Origin of the sequence: Prevotella amnii DSM 23384 = JCM 14753 (genome assembly GCF_000378745.1) — a bacterium.
In the GTDB taxonomy this organism is placed as follows: Bacteria; Bacteroidota; Bacteroidia; order Bacteroidales; family Bacteroidaceae; genus Prevotella; species Prevotella amnii.
This window is the reverse complement of sequence record NZ_KB905270.1, coordinates 43,309-67,162: the sequence shown is the minus strand read 5'-3', so window position 1 is coordinate 67,162 and position 23,854 is coordinate 43,309. Positions and strand designations below refer to the sequence as shown.

The 23,854-nt window shown below is 34.7% G+C and carries 20 protein-coding genes; 5 read left to right on the top strand and 15 right to left on the bottom strand.

The window, feature by feature from the left end; genetic code table 11:
• Positions 1-18: 18 nt before the first annotated feature.
• Complete coding sequence (locus F596_RS11765) at positions 19-231, bottom strand: hypothetical protein (protein WP_154648169.1); 213 nt, start codon at positions 229-231, stop codon at positions 19-21.
• Positions 232-930: 699 nt separating this feature from the next.
• Here F596_RS11765 and greA point away from each other — a divergent pair.
• Both greA and F596_RS0103290 read left to right on the top strand, forming a co-directional pair.
• Complete coding sequence (greA, locus tag F596_RS0103295) at positions 931-1,401, top strand: transcription elongation factor GreA (RefSeq protein ID WP_008448036.1); 471 nt, start codon at positions 931-933, stop codon at positions 1,399-1,401.
• 20 nt (positions 1,402-1,421) lie between these two features.
• The gene (locus F596_RS0103290) at positions 1,422-1,820 is read left to right on the top strand and encodes an HIT family protein (RefSeq protein WP_019035854.1); all 399 of its coding nucleotides are present in this window, start codon (positions 1,422-1,424) and stop codon (positions 1,818-1,820) included.
• A 92-nt stretch (positions 1,821-1,912) separates the two neighbouring features.
• Here F596_RS0103290 and F596_RS0103285 read toward each other — a convergent pair whose 3' ends face one another.
• Positions 1,913-3,265 carry an MATE family efflux transporter gene (locus tag F596_RS0103285; RefSeq protein WP_019035853.1) on the bottom strand — a complete coding sequence of 451 codons (1,353 nt, stop codon included), beginning with the start codon at positions 3,263-3,265 and terminating at the stop codon, positions 1,913-1,915.
• Positions 3,266-3,547: 282 nt separating this feature from the next.
• Here F596_RS0103285 and nhaA point away from each other — a divergent pair, with 282 nt between their 5' ends.
• The gene (nhaA, locus tag F596_RS0103280) at positions 3,548-4,849 is read left to right on the top strand and encodes a Na+/H+ antiporter NhaA (RefSeq protein ID WP_019035852.1); all 1,302 of its coding nucleotides are present in this window, start codon (positions 3,548-3,550) and stop codon (positions 4,847-4,849) included.
• Between the two features lie 669 nt (positions 4,850-5,518).
• Here nhaA and trpS read toward each other — a convergent pair.
• The 4 genes from trpS to gltX all read right to left on the bottom strand — a co-directional run bounded on the left by trpS (position 5,519) and on the right by gltX (position 9,958).
• Positions 5,519-6,607 carry a tryptophan--tRNA ligase gene (trpS, locus tag F596_RS0103275; RefSeq protein ID WP_008448028.1) on the bottom strand — a complete coding sequence of 363 codons (1,089 nt, stop codon included), beginning with the start codon at positions 6,605-6,607 and terminating at the stop codon, positions 5,519-5,521.
• 69 nt (positions 6,608-6,676) lie between these two features.
• Positions 6,677-7,177: a hypothetical protein gene (locus tag F596_RS0103270; protein WP_019035851.1), complete on the bottom strand. Its 501-nt coding sequence runs from the start codon at positions 7,175-7,177 to the stop codon at positions 6,677-6,679.
• A complete protein-coding gene (locus F596_RS0103265; RefSeq protein ID WP_024992612.1) occupies positions 7,174-8,409 on the bottom strand; it encodes a 3-deoxy-D-manno-octulosonic acid transferase in 1,236 nt (411 codons plus the stop codon). The genes F596_RS0103270 and F596_RS0103265 overlap by 4 nt, the downstream gene beginning before the upstream one ends.
• 31 nt (positions 8,410-8,440) lie before the next feature.
• Positions 8,441-9,958 carry a glutamate--tRNA ligase gene (gene gltX / locus F596_RS0103260; RefSeq protein WP_019035849.1) on the bottom strand — a complete coding sequence of 506 codons (1,518 nt, stop codon included), beginning with the start codon at positions 9,956-9,958 and terminating at the stop codon, positions 8,441-8,443.
• 106 nt (positions 9,959-10,064) lie between these two features.
• On the opposite strand from gltX, the gene F596_RS0103255 reads away from it, so the two are divergent.
• Both F596_RS0103255 and F596_RS0103250 read left to right on the top strand, forming a co-directional pair.
• Positions 10,065-12,134: an HD family phosphohydrolase gene (locus tag F596_RS0103255; RefSeq protein WP_019035848.1), complete on the top strand. Its 2,070-nt coding sequence runs from the start codon at positions 10,065-10,067 to the stop codon at positions 12,132-12,134.
• Between the two features lie 187 nt (positions 12,135-12,321).
• A complete protein-coding gene (locus tag F596_RS0103250; RefSeq protein ID WP_019035847.1) occupies positions 12,322-13,848 on the top strand; it encodes a hypothetical protein in 1,527 nt (508 codons plus the stop codon).
• Between the two features lie 164 nt (positions 13,849-14,012).
• Here the strand turns inward: F596_RS0103250 and priA are convergent, their stop codons facing one another.
• The 9 genes from priA to F596_RS0103205 form a co-directional block, all read right to left on the bottom strand.
• Positions 14,013-16,310 (bottom strand): replication restart helicase PriA, encoded by a 2,298-nt coding sequence (gene priA, locus F596_RS0103245; protein ID WP_019035846.1) that lies wholly within the window; start codon positions 16,308-16,310, stop codon positions 14,013-14,015.
• Between the two features lie 31 nt (positions 16,311-16,341).
• Entirely contained in the window at positions 16,342-16,968 is a 627-nt protein-coding gene (locus F596_RS0103240; RefSeq protein ID WP_019035845.1) for an outer membrane beta-barrel protein, read from the bottom strand.
• A gap of 84 nt (positions 16,969-17,052) precedes the next feature.
• The gene (locus tag F596_RS0103235; protein ID WP_004337463.1) at positions 17,053-17,274 is read right to left on the bottom strand and encodes a DUF2795 domain-containing protein; all 222 of its coding nucleotides are present in this window, start codon (positions 17,272-17,274) and stop codon (positions 17,053-17,055) included.
• A gap of 214 nt (positions 17,275-17,488) precedes the next feature.
• Positions 17,489-18,100 carry a hypothetical protein gene (locus F596_RS0103230; RefSeq protein WP_008448019.1) on the bottom strand — a complete coding sequence of 204 codons (612 nt, stop codon included), beginning with the start codon at positions 18,098-18,100 and terminating at the stop codon, positions 17,489-17,491.
• 822 nt (positions 18,101-18,922) lie between these two features.
• A complete protein-coding gene (locus F596_RS0103225) occupies positions 18,923-19,867 on the bottom strand; it encodes a hypothetical protein (protein WP_019035844.1) in 945 nt (314 codons plus the stop codon).
• Positions 19,864-20,820, bottom strand: a complete 957-nt coding sequence (locus F596_RS0103220) for a DUF6175 family protein (protein WP_024992613.1) — start codon at positions 20,818-20,820, stop codon at positions 19,864-19,866. Before F596_RS0103220 ends, F596_RS0103225 begins: the two co-directional genes overlap by 4 nt.
• A 104-nt stretch (positions 20,821-20,924) precedes the next feature.
• Positions 20,925-21,461: a hypothetical protein gene (locus F596_RS0103215; protein ID WP_019035842.1), complete on the bottom strand. Its 537-nt coding sequence runs from the start codon at positions 21,459-21,461 to the stop codon at positions 20,925-20,927.
• Positions 21,462-21,467: 6 nt separating this feature from the next.
• Positions 21,468-23,057 (bottom strand): hypothetical protein, encoded by a 1,590-nt coding sequence (locus F596_RS0103210; RefSeq protein WP_019035841.1) that lies wholly within the window; start codon positions 23,055-23,057, stop codon positions 21,468-21,470.
• A 31-nt stretch (positions 23,058-23,088) separates the two neighbouring features.
• The gene (locus F596_RS0103205; RefSeq protein ID WP_019035840.1) at positions 23,089-23,550 is read right to left on the bottom strand and encodes a hypothetical protein; all 462 of its coding nucleotides are present in this window, start codon (positions 23,548-23,550) and stop codon (positions 23,089-23,091) included.
• Positions 23,551-23,854 lie beyond the last annotated feature (304 nt).

The window sequence follows — 23,854 nt, the reverse complement described above, 5'->3', positions numbered from 1 at the left end:
ATAGTATCTGCATCTTATTCATTTATTTATATAATGTATTATATTATTTTCTTCTTCAGCACTTCTATTACCAGGCTTTTGTGGGTCATCTCCGTCATCTCCGTTCAAAGTACCTTCATAATGAAAACCTCCCATACCACCTGAAAACTCCATAATATTAGACGCTTCCATCTGTATTACCTCACAGATAGGTGGTATATACAAACACTTTTTTTTACTGTCTTTTTGCATACTTTTTTAAAATAAGAAAAATTATTATGTTGTTGTGAAATATCTTTATATAAGCATTTATACATAAAACGTAAGCTATAAAGCATAGCCCTTGCCCTTTTTAAGAGTTTAAAACCTATTCGTTTTGCAAAAGAAAAGAGATGTTTTTTTAAACATAACATGTCCAGACACGACAATACAGCCCTGCTCTGACCTATGAATAGACCAAAGAAGAAGCACTTTTTAGCCGCAAAATGGTAAAAAAAGTTAAATAACGGGGGGGTAATAACTAATATTAACAATTCGCTTAATGCATATATCTTTTTACCCAATCCTTTTAGGCAAGCAAAACCTGTGCTTAAGCATAACGCACCATATCGTTTTAGCTTATACATATATACACTGAAAAAAATATCCATTACCTTACACATTACTCTTTATATCATAGCATAAAGAGATATTATAGCTTTATGTTTTATTAATTCGTGCAAAGTTAAACATTTATATCTGAACAAAAACACTTTATCTAAAAAAAATAATAATAAGTAAATAAAACTATAAACTATTGGTTATATAAAAAACATTGCCTAACTTTGTAGCATCATTTTATGGGTAAAAAGATTTATAGGGATTCTGACAGCAAGCAATACGTGTTGGAATTCTTTTATTTTTATATCTGTTTAAAACAAGTAGAATTAATATATATAACACGAAATAATTATGGCATACATGTCACAAGAGGGCTATGACAAGCTCGTTGAAGACCTTAAACAACTTGAATCCGTAGAGCGTCCAAAGGCATCGGCAGCTATAGCAGAAGCAGCCGATAAGGGCGATTTAAGTGAAAACTCAGAATACGATGCTGCAAAGGAAGCACAACGCCACCTTGAAGCAAAGATACTTGAGATGAAAAAAACTTTAGCCGAAGCTAAGATAGTAGACACTTCACGCTTAAGCACTGAAGCTGTACAGATACTTTCTACAGTAGAGATGACCAACATCGATAACCAAACAAAGATGACTTACACCATTGTAAGCGAAACAGAGGCTAATATTAAGCAGGGCAAGATATCTATTAAGACACCTATTGCGCAAGGACTCTTAAACAAAAAGGTGGGCGATATAGCTGAGATAACAATCCCTCGCGGAACAATAAAACTAAGAATAGATAAGATTTCTATTGATGCATAAATAAAAAAAAAGAGGTTATTATGAGTATCTTTAGCAAAATTGCCGCAGGCGAAATACCAAGTTATAAATGTGCTGAGAACGATAAGTTTTATGCTTTTCTCGACATCAATCCTGTAACAAAGGGGCACACACTGGTAATCCCTCGTAAAGAGATAGACTATATATTCGACATGGAAGACGACGACTTAGCCGACTTTCAGATCTTTGCAAAGCATGTAGCCAAGGCTCTTAAAGAGGTGATACCTTGTAAGAAGATAGCTCAAGCCGTGTATGGCTTAGAAGTAAACCATGCTCACATACATCTTTTGCCTATAAACAAAGAAGAAGATGCTAACTTTCATTCTCATGTTACAATAAGCAATGAAGAGCAAAAGGAAATAGCCGAAAAAGTTTTTGCAGCTTTTTCTGCACATAAATAACATACAAAACAAAAGGGTGCGGAAAGCAAATAAACAGACATTTGCTTTCCGCACCTTTTTCGTTTCTTTACCCTAAGGCAAAAGCCTTTATATCATGATGCTTGCTCCATTCGGCTCATTCCTTTCCTATAATAATAATAATAAAGAATGCCTGCTAATGTGAGCGATATAGGAAAGGCTGCCCACACACCAACAATACCTCCATGAAAATATATACCTAAAAGATAAGACATAGACAAAGAGGTAAGAAAATAAGACACAAAAGCTACACCCATAAGTGGTTTTACATACCCTATTCCACGCAGCGAATTAGCATAATTTACCTGCATACCATCGCCAAACTGGTATATCATAAAAGGCACTACCAGCATAGCAACAAGCTGCTGCACCTGCACATTATCCGTAAAAAGCCCCCCTATGATATGCCGACAACAAAAGATGGGTATACAGGTGGTAAAGGCTAAAAGCAAAATGAGATGAAGCCCTGCTCTCGAGGTTATCCATACTGCCTCCCAGTCTTTACGCCCGGCAAAGTTACTTGTGCGCACAGCTACCGCAGCGGCTAAACCATAATATATCATATAGCCAAGTTGGGATATAGTAAGCATAACCTGATGAGCTGCAAGAGCTATAGTTCCTATCCACCCTACCATAATGCTCGAAGCTCCAAAAGCAGCTGCCTCTAATCCCATTTGGAAAGAGAGAGGCCAGCCTAAAGAGTTTTGTTCTTTAAAATCTGTCCATGAAAGCTTTCCTTTACACCAACCTTCAGCATACACCTTATAACGTCTATGCCCTCTAAAAAGAGCAAAAAGGATTAAAGCCATTACAACACGTGCAAACAAAGTAGAAAGTCCGGACCCATTAAGCCCCATATCAGGAAAGCCAAAATGCCCAAATATCAGCACCCAGTTACCAAAGATGTTCATCACGTTACCCACTACAATAACACACATAGCTGTAAGCGTGTCCGTGATACCATCAAAAAACTGCTTAAAAGTATTAAACCATGAGATAAATGGCAATGACACATACTGTATAAGGTAGTAATCCTTTATAAGAGGTAACAACTCTTTTGGCTGTCCTAAATGCTCTACATTAAGATATAATATCCCCATTGCTACCATCAGTATTATGGCAGTAACAGTGTTAGCAACAAAAGCATTTTTCATTACTTCGCCTATACGCGAAGGTCTACCTTGCCCGAAAAGCTTGCCCACGATAGGCGTAATTGCATACGAAAAACCCAACGACATAAGTATAGCCAGCGCAAAAACATTATTTACAAAAGCCGCAGCAGCCAGCTCGTATGTGCTATGATGCCCCACCATAAGAGTATCGGCAAAGGATAAAATAATATTACCTAACTGCCCTACTATGATAGGCACACCTAAAAAAATAAGATTTTTATAATGCGTTGTGTAAGTTGATAAATGATACGACATTTCTTTTTTATTATTTTATAGCTAACACCCTTACATAAAAACAATATACATGGGACAAGCTACGATAAGCATACGAGGGTACAAAGTTACTACTTTTTTAGCTTGATATGACTGTAAAAAGTTATAAAAGAATCTTTATAAGATTTTTTTCCCTATCTTTCGCCCTTGCTAAACCTAATGTTTTTATTAACTTTGCCAATCCAAAACTATTTTATTAAACAACATTTTCAGGATATTTTTTATTAATAATATAATTTAAAACATCAAAACATTAACTATCTCATGAACACTTTAAATAAAAAAGTATTCTTTCCCATAACACAATTTATGCGACAAGAAAAGTCTGGCGGAATAGTATTAGCTGTCGCCGTAGTAATAGCTCTTATCATGGCTAACTCACCTTGGCGCACCGCTTTTGCTCATTTCTTTGAATACCATTTAGGTTTTGTTGTAAACGGCAAGCAGTATTTTAACTTTTCTATAGAGCACTGGATTAATGACGGGCTTATGTCGCTATTTTTCTTTGTAGTAGGCTTAGAGCTCAAACGTGAGTTTATTGGTGGTGAGCTACGCGACATAAGAAAGGTAACCTTACCTATAGGAGCAGCCATTATGGGTATGATAGTACCTGCAAGCATCTTTCTATCACTCAATTTCGGTACTGAAGTATCTAACGGCTGGGGAATACCTATGGCTACAGATATAGCCTTTGCACTTGCTTTAGTATATATGTTAGGCGACAAAGTGCCACTATCTATAAAAGTATTCTTAACAACTTTAGCCATAGTAGACGACCTTGGGTCGGTTATAGTGATAGCCCTCTTCTATACTTCTAATATATCTTTTATAAATATTATTATAGGAGTGGCTTTTCTGCTAATAATGATGATAGCTAATAAGATGGGGGTAAAAAGCGTGTTATTTTACGGACTACTGGGTGTTTGTGGTGTGTGGACAGCTTTTTTAATGTCGGGTATTCATGCTACAATAGCCGCCGTGTTAGCTGCTTTTATGATACCTGCTGATGCAAAAATACCTGAAGCCACCTTCATGGCTCGGCTACGCCGCCAGATAAGGCTCTTCGCTCAGGCTGAAGGTAACGACGTAAGAACCTTAGAACACGAACAGGTAGAAATTATTACTCAGGTAAAAGCTGAAGCCATAAATGCCCTTCCACCGCTACAACGCCTCGAACATGGTATGCACTCCTTTGTCTCTTTCGTTATAATGCCTATTTTTGCCTTAGCAAATGCCGGGGTCAACTTTATAGATATGGACATTACAAGCATCTTTTCTAATAACATCAGCATAGGGGTTATGATGGGATTGTTAATAGGAAAACCACTTGGCATTGTAGTTGCCGTATGGGTATTAACAAAAATAGGGTTAGGCAAATTATCACAAGATATGTCATGGCGACGCATCTTTGGTATAGGCTTCTTAGCTTCTATAGGTTTTACTATGTCCATTTTTGTAGCATCGTTAGCTTTTGCCGACCCTAATTTCCACATACAAGCCAAAATAGGCATATTTGTAGCTTCCATAATAGGTGGCTTCATAGGATATAGATTATTAAAAGTATAATGCTATAACACTTACATTCTACAAGTAAGCCTTACTTAATATATCACCTTATATAAAAATGTCCATTAACTATAAAAAAAGCACGAATGCTTGATATGTATCAAAAATAGCACCGCTTCTATATATTTTTATGCCATTTTTCTTGTGTGTGTGCGAAAACAGCACTAACTTTGCATCATCAAAAAACAAAAATAGATTGTTTAGGTTAGTAGTAATAGATTTAGGTTTTTAGTTATTTAGTTTAAGGTAAGAACAAAAGCGATTGTTCAGGATTAACAAGTTCAATACAGGTTTTAGTCAAAGTAATAAAGATTGATTTAAGATTTAGGATAACAATTGATGCAAGATTTTGGGGAGCACCGTGAGGTGTGAACCATAAATCAAGCTTCAAAAAAAAAGAAATTATTAGTTTTCATTAAAAATATAAAAGAGTATCGATAACAAATCGGTACTCTTTTTTTACATTACAAGTGATTATTTTTATCCTATTCTAAAAAGATTTGATTATCTTTTTAGAATAGGATATTATCTATACTCAATCAAATAAAACGCTTTTGTAAACTATGCAAAGCTGCTATAAACAGCACAATATTCTATATATATGCCACAATAACATCGTTATCAAGGTAGACAAATCTGCCCTGCAAAGGGTACTATCATTTATGTTATTTATTTTGCTCTAAAGCGTTCTGCTTGCGAACGTATAAGCTCTGCATCATCAAAGTAATTTATCTGCATGGCAGCACGCACCTCGTCCATAGTTTTAGCAGCTTCTGCACGTGCCACTTCACTACCTTTTTTAAGAATATTATACACCTCTGGAATATCTTGCTCAAAGGTATGACGCCTAGCACGTATAGGCTCAAGTATCTTATTAAGAACACTATTCAAAAGCTTTTTACATTTCATATCGCCCACTCCACCTGCTGTATAGGCTGCCTTTAGCTCTTCTATATTAGCAAATTCTGGCCAAAACTCAGCAAAATCCTCATCGGTAGAAAACGCATCAAGATAGGTAAACACAGCGTTACCTTCTACATGTCCAGGATCAGATACATTAATATGAGCAGGATCGGTATACATTCCACGTACCTTTTGCCAAACAGTATCAGCACTGTCAGATAGATAAATACAGTTTCCTAAGCTCTTACTCATCTTCTCTTTACCATCAGTACCGGGCAAACGGCGTGCAGTAGCATTCTGTGGCAGCATTATATTAGGCTCAACTAATACTGGTGCATATATCTGATTAAAGCGTCTTACTATCTCACGAGTAACCTCTATCATAGGCTCTTGATCTTCACCAGCAGGCACCGTTGTACCTTTAAATGCTGCTATATCTGCAGCTTGCGAAACAGGATAAGCAAAGAATCCCATAGGAATATTAGCCTCAAAATTGCGCATCTTAATCTCTGTCTTCACAGTAGGGTTACGCTGTACACGACTAACAGTGATGAGATTCATAAAATAAGTGGTAAGCTCGGCAAGCTCCGGTATCATACTCTGAATATAAAGCACACATTTAGAAGGATCTAAGCCAACAGATAAATAGTCTAATGCTACTTCTATAATGTTTTGTCTAATCTTTTCAGGATTATCAGCATTATCTGTTAGTGCCTGCACATCTGCCATAAAAACAAACATTTTATCGTAATCCCCAATGTTTTGTAGCTCAACTCGACGGCGTAACGAACCTATATAATGACCAAGATGAAGTTTTCCGGTAGGACGATCGCCTGTTAGAATAATTTTTCTCATTGTATATTTTTTATTTTATATATCTAAAATAGAATCCTGTTTTCTATAAAACTTCCCTTGCAGGCGCACTTATTCTTGATCTGAAGAATTTTCTGTTTGTGTGGAGTCTGTAGGTAAATACTGCTCTTTTCTTTCTGTAGAAACCTTTTCCTCTTGTTTTACTTGTGGTGCAGTCTCTACCGTATCTGGCACAAGAGGTGTTGCAGGCTCTGGCTCTGGCTGCTCATAAGGAATAGTATCCATTACTGTTGTTTGTGGCTGAACAGGTTGCTCTGTGCCTGAAGGCTGCAGATAAAAATAAGCTCCAGCACAAACACATATAAATACTAACACACCTAATATGCTCCAAAGCATAATAGCAGAATGACTTTCCTTTGCCTTTTCTAATGTATAAGGCTTGTCATAAGAAGGCTCTTTATGAGGAATATATTCTTGATCTTTGCCTACTACTGGCAAAGTTATATCCATAATTCCTCCACAATGAAAACATTTACACTCTACCGTAGAGCCTTCTTCGGCATCTATTATAAACTTAGAACCACAGTTATCACAAGTTATCTGATACTTCATAGCTTTACCTTACTTAGTACTTTATCTGAAGCTCCTGCAAGCGAAGCTACATATTCTTCTCCCGAAGCACCACTTTTTAAACGAAAATTAATATCTTTCTCCAAACGTTCCATAAGAGTGCTAAAGGTAGAAATATCGCTAATTTCAAATCCACCACCACTACGTTTCAAGCCCTGAGCCTCTATAAAATGCTTATTATTAGGACCGAAAATGACAGGTTTTCCCCATACTGCTGCCTCAAGAACATTATGAATACCTACACCAAAACCTCCCCCAACATACGTTATATCGCCATAACGATAAACAGAAGAGAGCAAACCAAAACAATCTATTATTAATACATCAGCATTATAAACAGCATCTTCAGTGGTCTGCGTGTAACATACTACATTCTTATTTTGTAATAAAGACTTTATGCTCTTAATATGATTTTCGTTAATAACATGTGGAGCTATAATAAGTTTCCAATCAGAACGAGTATTAAAATATTTCAAAAAAACACTCTCATCTGGCTGCCAAGAAGAACCAGCTACAAAGACCTTAGGCTTATTATCTTCTGAAAGATGGATAAAACTTTCTATAATAGGTAACTGCTTACAATATTCTTTTATATTTAAAACACGATCAAAACGTGTATCACCTACTACAGTACTGTTTTTTACACCTATACCATTTAATAGCTGCTTACTCTCTTCATTTTGCACAAACAAATGAGTAAAACAATGAAGCACCCTACTATAACCACCTCCATACCATTTAAAGAAAACCTGTTCAGGACGAAATATACTAGAAACACTGTAAGTAGGTATACCACGATGCTGAAGTATATGAAGATAATTATACCAAAACTCATATTTTATAAAAAATGCCATAACAGGACGAATGGCACGAAGAAAAGCACGAGCATTAATAATAGTATCTATTGGGAGATAAGTAACAATATCTGCTACAGCATAATTCTTACATACCTCATAGCCTGAAGGTGAAAAGAAAGTTAAGAGTATCTTGTACTCTGGATATTCCTTACGTACCCTCTCTATAAGTGGACGCCCTTGCTCAAACTCTCCTAACGAAGCAGCATGAAACCAAACATATTTAGCGTTAGGATCTATTTTCTCTCGTATTACTTTAATAGCAACACGCTCACCACGCCACATCTTTCGCAGCTTCTTACTAAAGCAGCTACCCACTGCTATACAAAACTGAGTAAGATACATGATTATGTTATACATCTGCTATTATGCTTTATATATTGCTAAATAATTAACCTAATATCTTTATAGCCTTATATATACGATCAAGAGTCTCTTCCTTACCTAAAAATGCTGAAATATCAAACATACCAGGACCTTTTCCCTCGCCAACAAGAGTAAGACGAAAAGCATTCATAACATCGCCAAGCTTATAGCCCTTATCCTCTACCCACTTCATTACTACAGCCTCTTGCCCTGATATAGTAAAATCGTCTATGCCTTTCAATACCTCAGCAAGCTCACTCATCTGCTTAGAAGAATATTCTTTCCAACGCTTTCTAACAGTCTTTTCATCATAGGTAATAGGAGGAATAAAAAAGAATGAACAAAGACTCCAAAGATCTTTTACAAAATTTACACGATCCTTCATCATGTGAACAACTTGCGTAATCTGCTCCATAGAAGCATTTACACCATTGTTTGCTACTATAGGGGCAAACAACTGAGCTATTTCTTTATCGGTCTTTTTTAGTATATATTCATGGTTAAACCATATACCTTTCTTATAATCAAATTTAGCCCCGCTCTTAGAACATTTAGATATATCAAAGGCTTTAACAAGCTCATCAAGTGAAAATATTTCTTGTTCAGTGCCAGGATTCCAACCTAAAAGGGCAAGGAAATTGACAACTGCCTCTGGGAAATAACCACTTTCACGGTATCCTGAACTAACTTCATGAGTTTTAGGATCAACCCATTCTAAAGGAAAAACAGGGAACCCTAACCTATCACCATCACGCTTGCTTAGCTTACCCTTACCTTCTGGCTTTAACAATAATGGTAAATGAGCAAAACTTGGCATAGTATATTCCCAGCCAAATGCACGATAAAGAAGCACATGCAATGGCGCACTGGGCAACCACTCTTCACCACGAATAACATGAGAGATATCCATCAAATGATCATCTACAATATTTGCAAGATGGTAAGTAGGTAATTCATCTGCACTTTTATAAAGAACCTTATCATCTAAGATGTCTGTTTTAATGCAGACATCACCACGAATCATATCTTTAACATGAACCTCTTCACCCGGATCTACCTTAAAACGTACCACATACTGTTTACCGTCATCTATTAAAGCCTTTACTTCTGCCTCTGAAAGGGTAAGAGAATTGCGCATCTTTCCACGAGTATGTGCATCATACTGGAAATTTTCTATCTCAGCACGCTTTGCCTCTAACTCCTCTGGAGTATCAAAAGCTATATACGCTTTACCATTAGAGAGCAATTCATCAACATATTTTTTATATATATCACGACGCTCGCTCTGACGATAAGGGCCTTTATCTCCTCCAAAACTAACGCCCTCATCAAACTGTATTCCAAGCCATTTAAACGACTCTATAATATATTCTTCTGCACCATTTACAAAACGATGTGAATCAGTATCTTCTATACGGAACACTAACTTTCCGCCATTTTGTTTTGCAAAAAGATAATTAAACAAAGCTGTACGCACACCACCAATGTGCAAAGCACCTGTTGGACTAGGTGCAAAACGTACTCTTACTTTTCTTTCAGACATTGTTTTTCTATTAATAGTTTGTGCAAAATTAGTGTTTTTTTTCGATGATACACTATTTTTTTCGTATTTTCGCATATTATTAGAATAACAGCAAACACAAAAATATATGATTCAATTCAACTATAAAAAGAATAACTATTGGCGTAACCTAATTGTAATGATACTACTAATCATAGTAGTTACTGCTATTATTTCTTTCTTTTTACCTAAAAATAAAGGCAAGTTCTTTCACTACGAAGAGGGAAAACCATGGCTTTATGGGCAATTAATAGCTAAATTCGACTTTCCTATCTTTAAAACAGAAGAAACTATAAAACAGGAACGCGACTCTATCTTAAACAATTTTCAGCCTTATTATCATAAACAAAAAAATGTAGAAACAAAAAATATAAAGGCTTTTGAAGATGCCTACAAAGCTGGTATTCCTGGTCTACCTACCTATTATAATAATATTATTATAAAACGTTTTCATAAGATTTACTCCGTAGGCATAATAGATCCGCAGCAATATAATAATATTGCAAAAGATACAAATGCACTTATCAGAATAGTAACAGATAAACAAGCTGTAAGCACACCTTTGAAAAATGTATACTCAACAGCTGCGGCTTATGAACAGATTTTCATGGATCCACAGCTATCTCCTTACAGGGCAACACTACAACAATGTAACCTAAATGACTATATAGAGCCAAATCTTATATACGATAAAGACAGAAGTGATGCAGAAGCAAATGATATGTTAAGCCTTTTACCACAAGCTTCGGGCATGGTTTTAGAGGGACAAAGCATAATAGACAGAGGTGATATTATAGATGCCAAAACTTATAGAATACTTAATTCCTTTGAACAAGCTATGGAAAAACGTAATGCTTCACAAAATGAAGTATTATCAACCATTATAGGACAAACACTTTATGTATTCATTTTAATGGTACTTTTCACTTTTTATCTAAACCTTTTTAGGAAAGATTACCTTAAAAAACCTCGTACTTTAGGACTGCTTTATGCTACTATTGCCCTTTTTTCTATCATTACCTCAATAATGATAGAGCATGCAATGCTTAGTATATATATAATACCTTTTGCTATGGCAGCAATATTTACGCGCGTTTTTACCGATTCACGTACAGCCTTTATCACCTACGTTACTATGATATTAATATCTGCTGCTGCCGTAAAATATCAATACGAATTTATTGCTCTACAGCTTACAGCTGGGTTAATAGCCATTTACTCTTTGCGCGAATTGGCTAAGAGAAGTCAGATTTTTGTTACTGCTATAGTCGTTACTCTCGGTTCTGGGGCTATGTATTTAGCACTACAACTTACACAAATAAGCAACTTCTCTCAACTCAATCATTCCATTTATCTTTACCTTATCATAAATGGTATTTTCCTTTTGTTTACATATCCATTAATGTTAATTATAGAAAAAACTTTCGGCTTCATATCCACCGTTACAATGTTTGAGCTTTCTAACACTAACAACCAGCTTCTTAGACAGCTTAGCGAGACAGCTCCGGGCACCTTTCAGCATTCTATTACTGTAGGAAACCTTGCAGTAGAAATAGCTAATAAAATAGGTGCTAAAGCACAGCTATTACGTACTGGTGCTTTATATCATGACATTGGAAAAATGATAAATCCTGTGTTCTTTACAGAAAATCAAGCAGGCGTTAATCCACACGACAAGCTAACAGACATTGAAAGTGCACGTATCATTATAAGTCATGTTACATATGGATTAAAACTTGCAGAACAAAACAGACTACCCTCTATGATAAAAGATTTTATATCTACACATCACGGAGCAGGAATAGTTAAATATTTCTATATTCATTATCAAAATGAACACCCTGATGAAGAGGTTGATGTTACACCTTTTCGCTATCCTGGACCTAACCCTTTTACACGTGAACAAGCTATTTTGATGATGAGCGATAGTGTAGAAGCTGCCTCTCATTCGCTAACAGAATACTCTGAAGAGTCTATAAGTAACCTTGTTAATAGGATTATAGATGAACAAGTAGAACAAGGAAGTTTTAACGACGCGCCTATAACCTTTCTTGATATTACTACAGCAAAAAGTGTTTTAATAGAGCGATTAAAAGCTATTTATCATACACGAATACAATATCCTAAACTTAAAAGTGAAATTTTACAAAGCAAGTAAATATAAAAAACGGTCTTTTTAATTATTTATAAATAAGTTGTTTATAAAGGTTTTAAGAGAAAAAGAAATAATATCTTAATAAAGAAAACGTTATAAAACAATAGAAAAGTTTGGATATTTAGGACAAACAGAATACCTTTGCACCTGTATTTTAGGTAACAACTTAATTAAAAAAGTTAAAAAAATTATGAAGACTAAAGTTTTTGCAACGATTGGTTTATTAGCAACAACGCTTACAGCTAATGCCGGTGGGCTTCTAACAAATACCAATCAAAGCATTCCTTACTTACGTTCTTTGGCAAGAACTGGTGCTATTGGTGTAGATGGAGTTTATTTTAATCCTGCTGGTGTAGCATTTTTATCCGATGGATTTCATCTTAGTTTAGGTGTTCAGAATATATACCAAACTCGTACAGTACTATCAGGTATAAATATAAAAGGCTTAGAAAACACTCCTTTTTATCAGCCTTTCAAACTTAATGGTGGAGATAAAAATGGTGCAAAAGAATATATTGCCAAGGCTTCTGTACCTATTTTCCCAACTATTCAGGCTGCTTATAATAAAGGAAAATGGAGCTTCCAAATGGGCTTTGGCTTAACCGGTGGAGGCGGAAAAGCTACATTTAATAATGGCTTAGGTAGCTTTGAGCGCACTATATCATTGCTACCAATATATCTTAAAAGTAAGGGGTTAGGCTCAAAGACCCCAAGATATAATGCCGATTTGTTTATGCAAGGGCAGCAATATGTCTTTGGTTTACAATTAGGAACATCTTATAAGATAAACAATAAGTTAGCTGTTTACGGTGGTACACGTTTTAATTATATCTACAATGAGTACCAAGGTCACATCAAAAATATCACAGCTAACATCAATGGCACTGATGAAAATCTTCATAATTATTTTAAAGCACAAGCAGATGAATATAGCAACAAAGCTGCACAGCTTAACGGTTTATCTGCTACAGCTACAGAGCCTGCTAAAAAGAAGACATATACCGAAATGGCAAAAAAGGCAGAAATAGCATCTGCTACTTTCAGAAAAGGTCAGGAAATGGTATCTGATAAACAACTTGACTGCACTCAGCGTGGATGGGGTATAACTCCTATTATTGGCATTGACTTCAAATCTGGGAAATGGAATCTTGCTGCACGCTATGAGCTTCCTACCAAAATAAATTTAGAAAACGAAACAAAAGTAGACGATACAGGAAAGTTTAAAAATGGAGTAAACACACCTAACGATCTTCCTGGTTTGCTTTCTGCAGGAGCACAATTTGAAGCAACAAAGAAAGTTCGTTTATTAGGAAGTGTAAATTACTACTTTGATAAGGACGCTAAAATGGATAAGGACAAGCAGAAACTACTTGCAGGTAATACCTTTGAGCTTCTTGGTGGTACTGAATGGGATATAACAAAGGCTGTTACAGTTAGTGCTGGAGCACAATTTACCCACTACTCTCTTGGCAATGGTGAGTATCTACAAGATATGAGTTTTGTAACAAGTAGTGTAAGCTTTGGGTTTGGTGCTAAGATAAAAGTAGCTAAAAATGCCAGTTTAAACATAGCTTACTTCCTAACAAAATACAGTCATTTTAAAAAGAACTCAGAAGAAACTATCAATGTAGGCGAACAAAAAGTACAGGTGAATAATACTGACGACTTTACTCGTTCTAATAAAGTATTCGGTTTAGGGTTAGATATTAACTTTTAATCAAACAAATAATTAATAAAAATATTTATACATTTCTTATAAACAAGTATGCGACTTACACTGCTGTGAAGCAGATAAAGTCGCTTTCTTTTTGTTTTATATATCTTTAATCTATATCTCTACTATTACAAATAAAGCCTAATAATATTATTTCCATTTACTTTTTACTGAGGATCTACATCATAATATATTATCAAAGCACCATAACGTTTATCATGTAACATAGAAGTTTGCACTTCCCTAAGTGCTTGCTTCACTCTAATAAAGTCTATTCTATTTTCAAGTTTAAGCACTATTTTACGAATACTAAGCGTTTTTATGCGTGATACTGTTGGTTTATCCGGACCTAAAACACGATCTCCAAAAATTTCTCGTAAGCGTGCTCCAAGCTCATATCCTGCTGTTTCTACAATACTTTCTTCACGATGCTTTAAGTAAACATAAATTAAACGATAAAAAGGAGGGTAATGGAAAGCTCTTCTCTCTTCTAAGACATCACGATAAAAACTTTTATAATCGTTATGCACCACTTGCTGAATAACACTTAAATCTTCACTTCCTGTTTGTAAAATAACCAATCCTTGCTTACCTTTTCGCCCCGCGCGTCCACTTACTTGACACATCATCGTAAAAGCTTCTTCATAGGCTCTGAAGTCAGGATAGTTTAACATAGAGTCGGCGTCTAATATCCCTACAACGGAAACATTGTCAAAGTCGAGTCCTTTTGTCACCATCTGCGTACCAATAAGCAAATTAGTCTTACCTAAAGAGAAATCGGTAATAATACGATCATATGCATTATGTGTTCGCGTAGTATCTAAATCCATTCGTGCTATCTTAGCTTTAGGTAATATTTTACTAATTTCATCTTCTACTTTCTCTGTACCATACCCACGACTACGAATATCTTTTGCATGACAACATGGACACTCTACTGGAATTTTATTAGCATATCCACAATAATGGCAAGTAAGTATATTCATTTTCTTATGTAGTGTTAGCGATACATCGCAATTTGGACACTTTGGTATCCAACCACACTCCCTACACTCTAACATAGGTGCAAATCCACGACGATTCTGAAAAAGAATAACCTGCTCGCCTCTTTCTAATGAGTCTTGCACTACTCTAAGTAATCGAGGAGAGAAAGGTCCACATAACATTTTACGTCTGCGCAAATCTTTTATATTAACTATTTCCACTTGAGGAAGCTGTATATCCTTATATCTTCGTGACAATTCTACAAAACCAAACTTCCCTTTTTGCGCATTATAATAAGTTTCTATTGATGGAGTAGCTGTCCCTAAAAGTACTTTTGCCTTATGTATACTGGCTAAAATAATAGCTGCTGAACGTGCATGATAACGAGGAGAAGGGTCTTGCTGCTTAAAGCTTTGCTCATGCTCTTCATCTACAATTACTAATCCTAATTGCTGAAATGGTAAAAATATAGCACTCCTCACTCCTAATATCACGCTATATGGACTATTAGAAAGCTGCTTTTTCCATATTTCTACACGCTCTGCATCACTGTATTTGCTATGATAAATACCTAATCTATTTCCAAAAACAGTCTGCAGTCTGCTCGTCATTTGCACCGTCAAAGCTATCTCTGGTACTAAATAGAGTACCTGCTTATGTTCCTCTATAGCTTTCTGAATAAGGTGTATATATATTTCTGTCTTTCCAGAAGAGGTAACTCCATGTAATAAAGTTACCCTATGCGTCATCATCTGAAGTAAAATATTATTATACGCATTACTTTGTGCTTCATTTAATGTTTTTATCTTTTCATAGTGTGTAGCAAGACCGCTCTGCAAACGCCCCACCTCTTTTTCATATGTACATAACACCTTTCGCTCTACAAGAGCATGAATAATAGATATATTACAATGGCTTTCATTAAGAAGCTCTTCACGCGTAACCTCTTTTAATAATGTATTCGCAGATAGATGCTTTACCTTATCTACTTCGGCTAACTGCAAATATTTTAACAATACTACCTCTTGCTTCTTTGCTCTTCCAAAATTATGTAGCAATTCGCTTAAAGCATTATTATCTTTATAATAATCAGTAAGAGTTATATAAAGCTCTACTCGTGGTTTATACTTATCTTCCGTTTTTAAGCCTAAAGGGAAAGCTGCCTTATATACATCACCTATTGGAGCCATATAATAACTGCCTATCCATTGCCATAACTCAAGTTGGGTAGGCAAAACAACTGGAGTTGGTTCAAATATAGATAATATTTCTTTAAAAGATATTTTATCACCCTTCTTGTCAGTAATTTCATTAGGAGCAGGGGCAGGAAACAAACTTACAATTCCTATGTATGTCTTTGTTTTACCAAAGGGTACCAATACACGCATTCCTACTGCAATCTTTTCAGAAAGAGATTCTGGAACAATATAAGAAAACTGTGTCTCTAAAGGCACTGGAAGAATAATATTAGCATATAGCATTAGATACTTTCCTTTTTTTATGCTTGTGTTATTATGACCTATTAAAAAATAAAACTATACCTATCTGCCACGAGTTATTATTTTTCTTTGCCTTGATTATATTGTTAGTTATATTTTCAAAAGTAACATCTCTCGACTTACCACAAGCTATATTGTAACTGCCTCTTATCTGAAAATTACTAAAGACATTTATTCCTAAACCTACATTTATACTAAAAGTACTATTATTAAGTAAATAACTTTTAATTTTATTCCACTCAAACTCATTACTTATTATATTAATATTCCACTGTGGACCTGCAAAAAAAGATATACTTGCTATATCACCTAAACCCACTGAATAGTTTAAATTTATAGGAATAGCTATCTGTTGATACTTTATTGTCATATTTTCGCCAATAGTGTTTTTTATATTTACAGAATGGCAGTCATACAATGTAGAAATATCAACACCAAGACCTGTTGGCAGTAAAGAGAACTTCGCTGTAGGACCTACAAACCAGCCCTTATAGCTTTTCTCTTCTATAATATTGCTACTAAAGCTAATCTCACTAACATCTAAACCTGCTCTCACTCCAAATTGTACCTTTTGAGCATTTATATTATCTGAATATAATATAGATAAAACGGTGAAAACTAAATATAACAACTTTCTCATAAAAGTAAATTATTGAAAAAGGTTGCTCGCATGAAATGCAAACAACCCCTAATATTATTTTAAATTTTACTTTATCTTATAGAATTAATACTCATCTTCATTCCATAAGAAATCATCTTTTGATGGGTAATCTGGCCAAATGTCTTCTATACTATCATAGACATCGCCTTCATCTTCTATTTCCTGTAAATTTTCTAGTACCTCTAAAGGGGCTCCAGAACGCATAGCATAGTCTATCAACTCATCTTTGGTAGCAGGCCATGGTGCATCTTCTAATTTAGAGGCTAACTCTAATGTCCAATACATAATATTATAAGTTAAATAATTATTTTATAGCTGCAAAAGTAATATTTTTATTTCTATTTACAAGTTATTTGCCACTTTTTTTATATACTTTTTCTATTATTTATATAACTATCTTTCTTACAGAAAAAGTAATTATTACTAACTTTAGAATTTCAGATAAAATCAAGGTTTTTACTTTCACAAATAATCTTATATCTTCTTTTTAACTTTACGATTAAAAGTTGATAATATAATTTTGCTTATACATTTTTGTATTCAGAAAAAGCACACCACAGTAATAAAGATCGAACGATACTCCTATCCTACTGTCTGCTATAATCTGTTCCCAGTAATGTGTAGTATATTTATCTTTATGAATATGCTCAAGTATAATTACAGAAGTTGCTGATAAACTGGATAAAATATTATTTATAAACTCTTCATAATAACCCTCTAAAGTAATACGCACAAGAACTGTTTTGGCTGTTAGCTCTTTTATAAATAAGTGGAGCTGCTCCTTACTTGTTCGGTTACTTACTAATAAATAAGGTTTTTTATGAGAACTTGCCATAAAATAAGCCTTATAAGCTGTACTATCTGGATAAAAATCTATTATATGGTTTGGGTTAATAAACCTTGCCATTCTATAATAAAATCTACACAACTTGCGTTTACGCTTATCTAAACCAAATACTTGTTGCTTCAATGTGTCATATTTGTTGTAGTGTGTATGATTATTGATTACCTCACGAACAAACTTATATGCCCATGGAGATTGCACCCCAAAGCCACGTGAGTAACGCATACGGCGTAACCAAACAAAACATCGCTTTAATATATAAAACATAATAAATATAGATTATAAGAATGCAAATATACTATTTTTTGATATTATACATACATTTTATATCTATTTTTTTATGTTTGCTTTGTTTTTAAATATAATTTCTATTATCATTATACCTTTATTCTTATGTTATATCTTTCACATAACATTAACCTGCTACAAATTTTTATTTTAACCTCACCATAAATACACCTTCATTTTAGCTATGTTGTTACAGTCTTTAAAGATCTTATCCTATACTTTTAAATATTAAAACACTTGTACTAAAAGCACCTAAAAAAAAAACACCAAAGCTCTCTATCGAGTTTTGGCGTTTTGCGTATGTTTAATACTTTAAAAGTTCTTTTTTAAAAAGGGAGCCTCACGGTTGCCTTTGTTATTCCTGAACAATCTATTAAACATTTACCTAAATAAAATAACTAAAAACCTAAATTTATTATTACTAACCTAAACAATCTATTAACCTTTTGATGATGCAAAGGTATGCAGAACTTTATAGTACAACAAAGAAATTACAAAGTTTTTTATCAAAAAGCCATACTTTCTTGACACAAGTCAAACACCTTTGTGTGCGAAAACACTAAACAGTTACACTCTCATACCCCAACTCTATATTATATTAAACATATAATATTAATAAGCTAATTCCATTTTCTATAAAATTCTTTTTATACTATAACTCTTAAAATAAAATACCAACAACCTTTATCTATAAAAAAGAAATTGCATAGAAACAATTATCTCTATGCAATTACTTTATTTCTGTTATGTTTTTACTAAATACAACACACTTAGTTCCTTTTCTTTATAAATCTACTCATATTACCACCAGTTGTTTACACGATAAATCACCTTAGGCTGATTCTTTGCCCATGCCGTACCAATAGCTCTTATAGCAGAGATACGATACTTTTCTAATGCATATTCATTACGCTGTTCTTGCAAGGTATATTTCCATTCTCTTGCGTCAATGGCAGCTATCCTTTTCTTTATAGAAGCAAAAAGTATTTTAGCTTTTTCATACGCAGCCGATTGAGGATTAATTTGAGAAAGTAGTTCTCCAGCTTGCATAGCAGCTTCTTTGTCTTGAGAAGCATTCCATATTGCAGTTGCTTTTGCCAACATTCTTTCACCTTCTTGATTCAGCATCTTTTTATATATACTCTGCATAAGATTATTAGCTTGCGTATATAAATCTTCACATACTGAAGGAATAGTTTCTAATTCGCATATTGCAGCTTCAAATTCTTGTCTATCAGCCAGCATTTTAGCATGTTGCAATATAGACGCACCATTTAATTGATAGTACAATAAAATCTTAGCTTTAGCTTTCTCAACAAAATCTTTCAGCTCTGCATTGCGACCATTTAGCATACTAAAAGCCTGCATAAAAGCTTTACTTTTTGATACTCCAACACCTTTAACCTCTACATTTTTAGATGAAAAAAGTGTGCCAGCAACTCCATCACCAATACACAAATTGATATTTAAAGTATAAGCAAACATCACTGGAGCCGTATCAGTTATATCCTCTGTTACTACACTTACTTTTGGAACAAGTACAAAACGCTGGTTGAATGCATTTGCAAAGCCGCAGGACGTAATTATACTTCCCAACCTACTATACACTACACTTTCAACAGAGTTTGGTATACCACTTGCTTCATCTATATATGGAGATATACTTATCTGCTGCGTATTCTGTGCATGACTTGTTAAAGTAAATACGCCAAGTATCATTAACCCAACACCTTTTATTATATTCATGACTTCCCTCCTAAAATGATATTTATCTCACCTAATCCTACTACGTCAATTTTACACTTTACACCAGTAATTCCTTCTATGTATTTTTTTAACTCCGTACCAAACCAATCTGCAGTAGAACCTCTTGTTTGACCTGTATTAGTAGTATAAATCATTGGTATACGAACCTCATCAAAGAAGACTTCGTTCTCGGTTTTATTATCTATATTGTAATTTCCTTTCATGGCATGCGCTGCAACCCAATCTTCTATCAGTTTGCTAAGTTCCTTATCTTGATATTCCTTCTCATAATTAATATCGCAATTGTTGGCTAATGTCAAACGCACAACAATATGCCTACCAGACTCAAACAATCTTTGATAATAGCTATCCATATCAGCAATAAACTTGTCTTTAAAGCTCAATACAGCTTCTTCTAACTGATTAACAAGCTCTGTGCTATTAGCAGAAGTACCTCTACCTATATTACCTTGCGATATAGGTTCACCACTATAAGCATCTGTGGCACCTACATTAAACTCTACATATTTATATGGACCATCTTTCTTAATAGTATAATATAGCTCTACATTGATATCAGCTTTTGCTGTTTTATTGAGCAAATCAAGAGCTGACTGTTGCAAGCCACCACCAGCAGTAGTCATGTTGTCGCGTGCTGATCGAGACTTTATCTTTGCTAATATAGTCTTTAAATCCGCAACCTTATAATTCTCTTTAATCATAAAGTCTTGCATAGCACTGATCACCATACTAATGTCAGGATTCTCATCAAATGCCTTTTGAAAGTCTGGCTCTGTTATTTGCTGTCCTTCAAAATTAGTGTAAGTCTTCATAAATTTATTCTGAGTACACCATGATCTTGAAGGTATAATCATTAGTTTAGGCTTTTTAGCTTGACCATAGCTTATTATAGAAACAAAGCACATTAAAAATAAAACATAATACTTTTTCATTATTACTTAATAATTATTTTATTAACACCTATATTTATATATAAAAAGAAAAAGCAACCTACCGCAACTTTCGTATGCGATAGATTGCTTTATATGAAAGAATATTAATAAGAGAATCCTGAAGAGCCTTGCTTTAAAATGCCATCTCTTTTCATTTTTTCTCTTAGATTATCGTACATTACTTGCACATACAGCCCTACCTTATATCCTTTTTTTACTTCTCTACGATCTTGCCCTGAAGGAACACCATCTGTAGTAATATTGATAAAAGACAAATACTCTTTCGCATCCTCAAAGAAATTGTAGAAATACTCAAAGTTATCTATCGCTACCTGTCCGTTACCTTGGTTTGAGAATATTGCAGGAGTAGCCCGAGCATTAGCTGAACCGGGTATTCCTCTGAACAAACAAGCATGCACCGCATTCTTCTTGGCTTGCTCTATTGCCTTGTCGACATTCTTGCCAAATCCCCACACCTTGAGGTGCTTGGTGCCATTCTGTCCCACTGCAACAGTAGAAACCTCATAGTTTGCCCATTCTACAAGATATTTTTTCTTATCTATTTTTTTACATCTCCCTTCTATAGGTATAAATAGTAATGCTACAAGAGAGAGTAATAATATTTTTTTTACTTTACTCATCTACGTTTATAAATTAACCTTAACACCTGCACCTATAGACAATTTTCCAAATCGGTTAGGCGTGTCAATATACCATTCACCTTGGCTAAACTTGTATGAATAGTCAGCACGCACGAACAACTGTACAGGATAGAACACCTGCAAGCCTACTTTCACGCCACCATGTGCGAAATATGCTATACGCTTACTATAAGAATTGTCATTGTCTGACTTTGTGTCGCCCAACAATCTGCAATAATCGCCACCTATACCAACATTAGGCATAATCTCAAGAATACGAATTGGGTGAATAGCCACAGCACCATTCAATGAGAACGGAATGTAATGAGGACGCAACAACTCATCAGCTGTTTTAGAACCTGTTTCTACAATCTTTTTTCCCATATGGTAACCTATAGATATACCTGTAAAATACATCATGCCAAGTGTATTCTTAGTTTTTAAAAGATAGTCTATATCCACTTGAGCATAGTTATATCCTCCAAGCACACCTGACACGCTGACAGAGAGTTTCAAGTCTTTCTTCTCTTTCAAGAACATACCCTCTTTCATCGTCTTGCCAGATATCTTATAAAACTTACTGCAATCGGTCTCGCCCATAGCGTCGGTTCTGTTATCAAAGACTTCAGTAGCACGTACGAAACCTACCTTCTTATATTCTAAGTTACCATTCTCGTCCTCAACTACCTTAAACACACGGTAACGGTCAGAGTTGCGCAAACCTTCCTTATATCCTATTTTTGCCGCAACAGGATTAACCTCAAATATAGTACTGGTTACCTGCCACTTGTCTATCTTACGCTCCAAAGCATCTAATGCACTGTTCAATGTAGCCACTGGGTCTATGTCATCAGGAGAAACTTCCTTGTTTCCTTTAGAGAACAAACCTTTAAGCTTAGTGGCTTTATTGTCATTCTTTGATTCGTATGCGTTGTTTACAGCATACACAAACTCTAAATCCACCTTTAGGTTATCATAAAAGCTCTTATTTGCGGCAGAAGCATCTTTATCGAGCCAGTTATTCCATACCTCTGTTAAAACAGTGTCATTAAGAACAGCCTTAAACACATATGTATCTACACTTTTACCATCAGCATTATCACTCAAAACGACAACATAAGAGTTGCCTATCAGTTTTTTGTCTGCTGCATTTAAGGTATTTACCTTATCTACGTTAGCATTCAACACATCAGCGTCTGTTTTGTTGTAACGTGTACGCTTTGCGAGCAAAGATGAATTGAACACGTTGCCATCGTATTGCAACCAATAATCCAACACTTGCTTACCCACATTCTTTGCCAACAGCTCTTTACGTATCTCTTCTGCTTTTTCTTTAAGCACCTGCTTCTTCTTGCCAACAATCTCATTACCTACCACGCCGATTTGCGTACATGGTATTTTGTTAATGTCGAATTTGCCCGACATAAACTCACAGCTGTCAATACCTTGTGTAAAAGCTCCACCACCCATAGAGATTACAGAGATGGCACAACGGTTATAGTCAAATGTTTCCTGTGTAGGCACCTTTGACACTTCTTGTGCATAAGAAACAACACTTCCAAAAAGAAGTGCTACAAAAAGTAACTTTTTTCTCATTTTTACAGAAATTTGATTAATACTATTATATTTAAAATATTTGATTTTCTTTAAGATATTTAGCTAATGCAACTCTATCTACCATAACATTCATAATAACCCCGCGTCGCGCTTGTGGCTTAAACTTGTCTTTTTCTAACCGTAGTTCGTGTACAAATTTCAGATAATCGCCACCAGTAGAGAAAAAAGCATCAAAAAAGTCAGAATACTGCTGCTCTATCAATGGATTAGAAATAATGGGGTGTATCATTTTATGTTCACCATAAGAGCTGCTGACGTTCTTGAAAATGACGTCGTACACAGCCTTGCGTACAGCATCAACCTTAGCTTGATGATATGTTTGCCCAACACCTTGCACACGTAAAACATACTTTCCCATTCCCTTATTAGCTATCGCAGTAGTGGAAAACGTACTATAATAAATATTTTTGGGTGTACAGGCATTAAAAAATACTACAAAAAGTATCAAAAATAAAATATCCTTTACTCTCATTACTCTATGGTTTTATTAAGTAATATTTAAATAAATTTGTTTCTTTTGCAAATTTAAAACAACCAATATAAAGAAAACATTTTTATAGTATTGTTTTTTTTTTTTAACCATATTCGTTGTTTTGAAAACAGTTATTAACGTTTTTAAAAGCTTTTTGCCCTATGCTGCCTCTTTTTTATGATTATTATCTTTAAACATTGTAAGCACTACCTCCTCTATTCTTTCTAAAAATTAAGATAAACAGCCTAACAAAAATGTCTTTTTTTACATTAAACACATATAATAACTTTGTTAGGTTCGCTCT

What these genes read in the sequence shown, in the direction of transcription:
- F596_RS11765 (WP_154648169.1), bottom strand. Translation starts at nt 231, where the DNA reads ATGCAAAAAGACAGTAAAAAAAAGTGTTTGTATATACCACCTATCTGT.
- greA (WP_008448036.1), top strand. Translation starts at nt 931, where the DNA reads ATGGCATACATGTCACAAGAGGGCTATGACAAGCTCGTTGAAGACCTT.
- F596_RS0103290 (WP_019035854.1), top strand. Translation starts at nt 1,422, where the DNA reads ATGAGTATCTTTAGCAAAATTGCCGCAGGCGAAATACCAAGTTATAAA.
- F596_RS0103285 (WP_019035853.1), bottom strand. Translation starts at nt 3,265, where the DNA reads ATGTCGTATCATTTATCAACTTACACAACGCATTATAAAAATCTTATT.
- nhaA (WP_019035852.1), top strand. Translation starts at nt 3,548, where the DNA reads ATGAACACTTTAAATAAAAAAGTATTCTTTCCCATAACACAATTTATG.
- trpS (WP_008448028.1), bottom strand. Translation starts at nt 6,607, where the DNA reads ATGAGAAAAATTATTCTAACAGGCGATCGTCCTACCGGAAAACTTCAT.
- F596_RS0103270 (WP_019035851.1), bottom strand. Translation starts at nt 7,177, where the DNA reads ATGAAGTATCAGATAACTTGTGATAACTGTGGTTCTAAGTTTATAATA.
- F596_RS0103265 (WP_024992612.1), bottom strand. Translation starts at nt 8,409, where the DNA reads ATGTATAACATAATCATGTATCTTACTCAGTTTTGTATAGCAGTGGGT.
- gltX (WP_019035849.1), bottom strand. Translation starts at nt 9,958, where the DNA reads ATGTCTGAAAGAAAAGTAAGAGTACGTTTTGCACCTAGTCCAACAGGT.
- F596_RS0103255 (WP_019035848.1), top strand. Translation starts at nt 10,065, where the DNA reads ATGATTCAATTCAACTATAAAAAGAATAACTATTGGCGTAACCTAATT.
- F596_RS0103250 (WP_019035847.1), top strand. Translation starts at nt 12,322, where the DNA reads ATGAAGACTAAAGTTTTTGCAACGATTGGTTTATTAGCAACAACGCTT.
- priA (WP_019035846.1), bottom strand. Translation starts at nt 16,310, where the DNA reads ATGCTATATGCTAATATTATTCTTCCAGTGCCTTTAGAGACACAGTTT.
- F596_RS0103240 (WP_019035845.1), bottom strand. Translation starts at nt 16,968, where the DNA reads ATGAGAAAGTTGTTATATTTAGTTTTCACCGTTTTATCTATATTATAT.
- F596_RS0103235 (WP_004337463.1), bottom strand. Translation starts at nt 17,274, where the DNA reads ATGTATTGGACATTAGAGTTAGCCTCTAAATTAGAAGATGCACCATGG.
- F596_RS0103230 (WP_008448019.1), bottom strand. Translation starts at nt 18,100, where the DNA reads ATGTTTTATATATTAAAGCGATGTTTTGTTTGGTTACGCCGTATGCGT.
- F596_RS0103225 (WP_019035844.1), bottom strand. Translation starts at nt 19,867, where the DNA reads ATGAATATAATAAAAGGTGTTGGGTTAATGATACTTGGCGTATTTACT.
- F596_RS0103220 (WP_024992613.1), bottom strand. Translation starts at nt 20,820, where the DNA reads ATGAAAAAGTATTATGTTTTATTTTTAATGTGCTTTGTTTCTATAATA.
- F596_RS0103215 (WP_019035842.1), bottom strand. Translation starts at nt 21,461, where the DNA reads ATGAGTAAAGTAAAAAAAATATTATTACTCTCTCTTGTAGCATTACTA.
- F596_RS0103210 (WP_019035841.1), bottom strand. Translation starts at nt 23,057, where the DNA reads ATGAGAAAAAAGTTACTTTTTGTAGCACTTCTTTTTGGAAGTGTTGTT.
- F596_RS0103205 (WP_019035840.1), bottom strand. Translation starts at nt 23,550, where the DNA reads ATGAGAGTAAAGGATATTTTATTTTTGATACTTTTTGTAGTATTTTTT.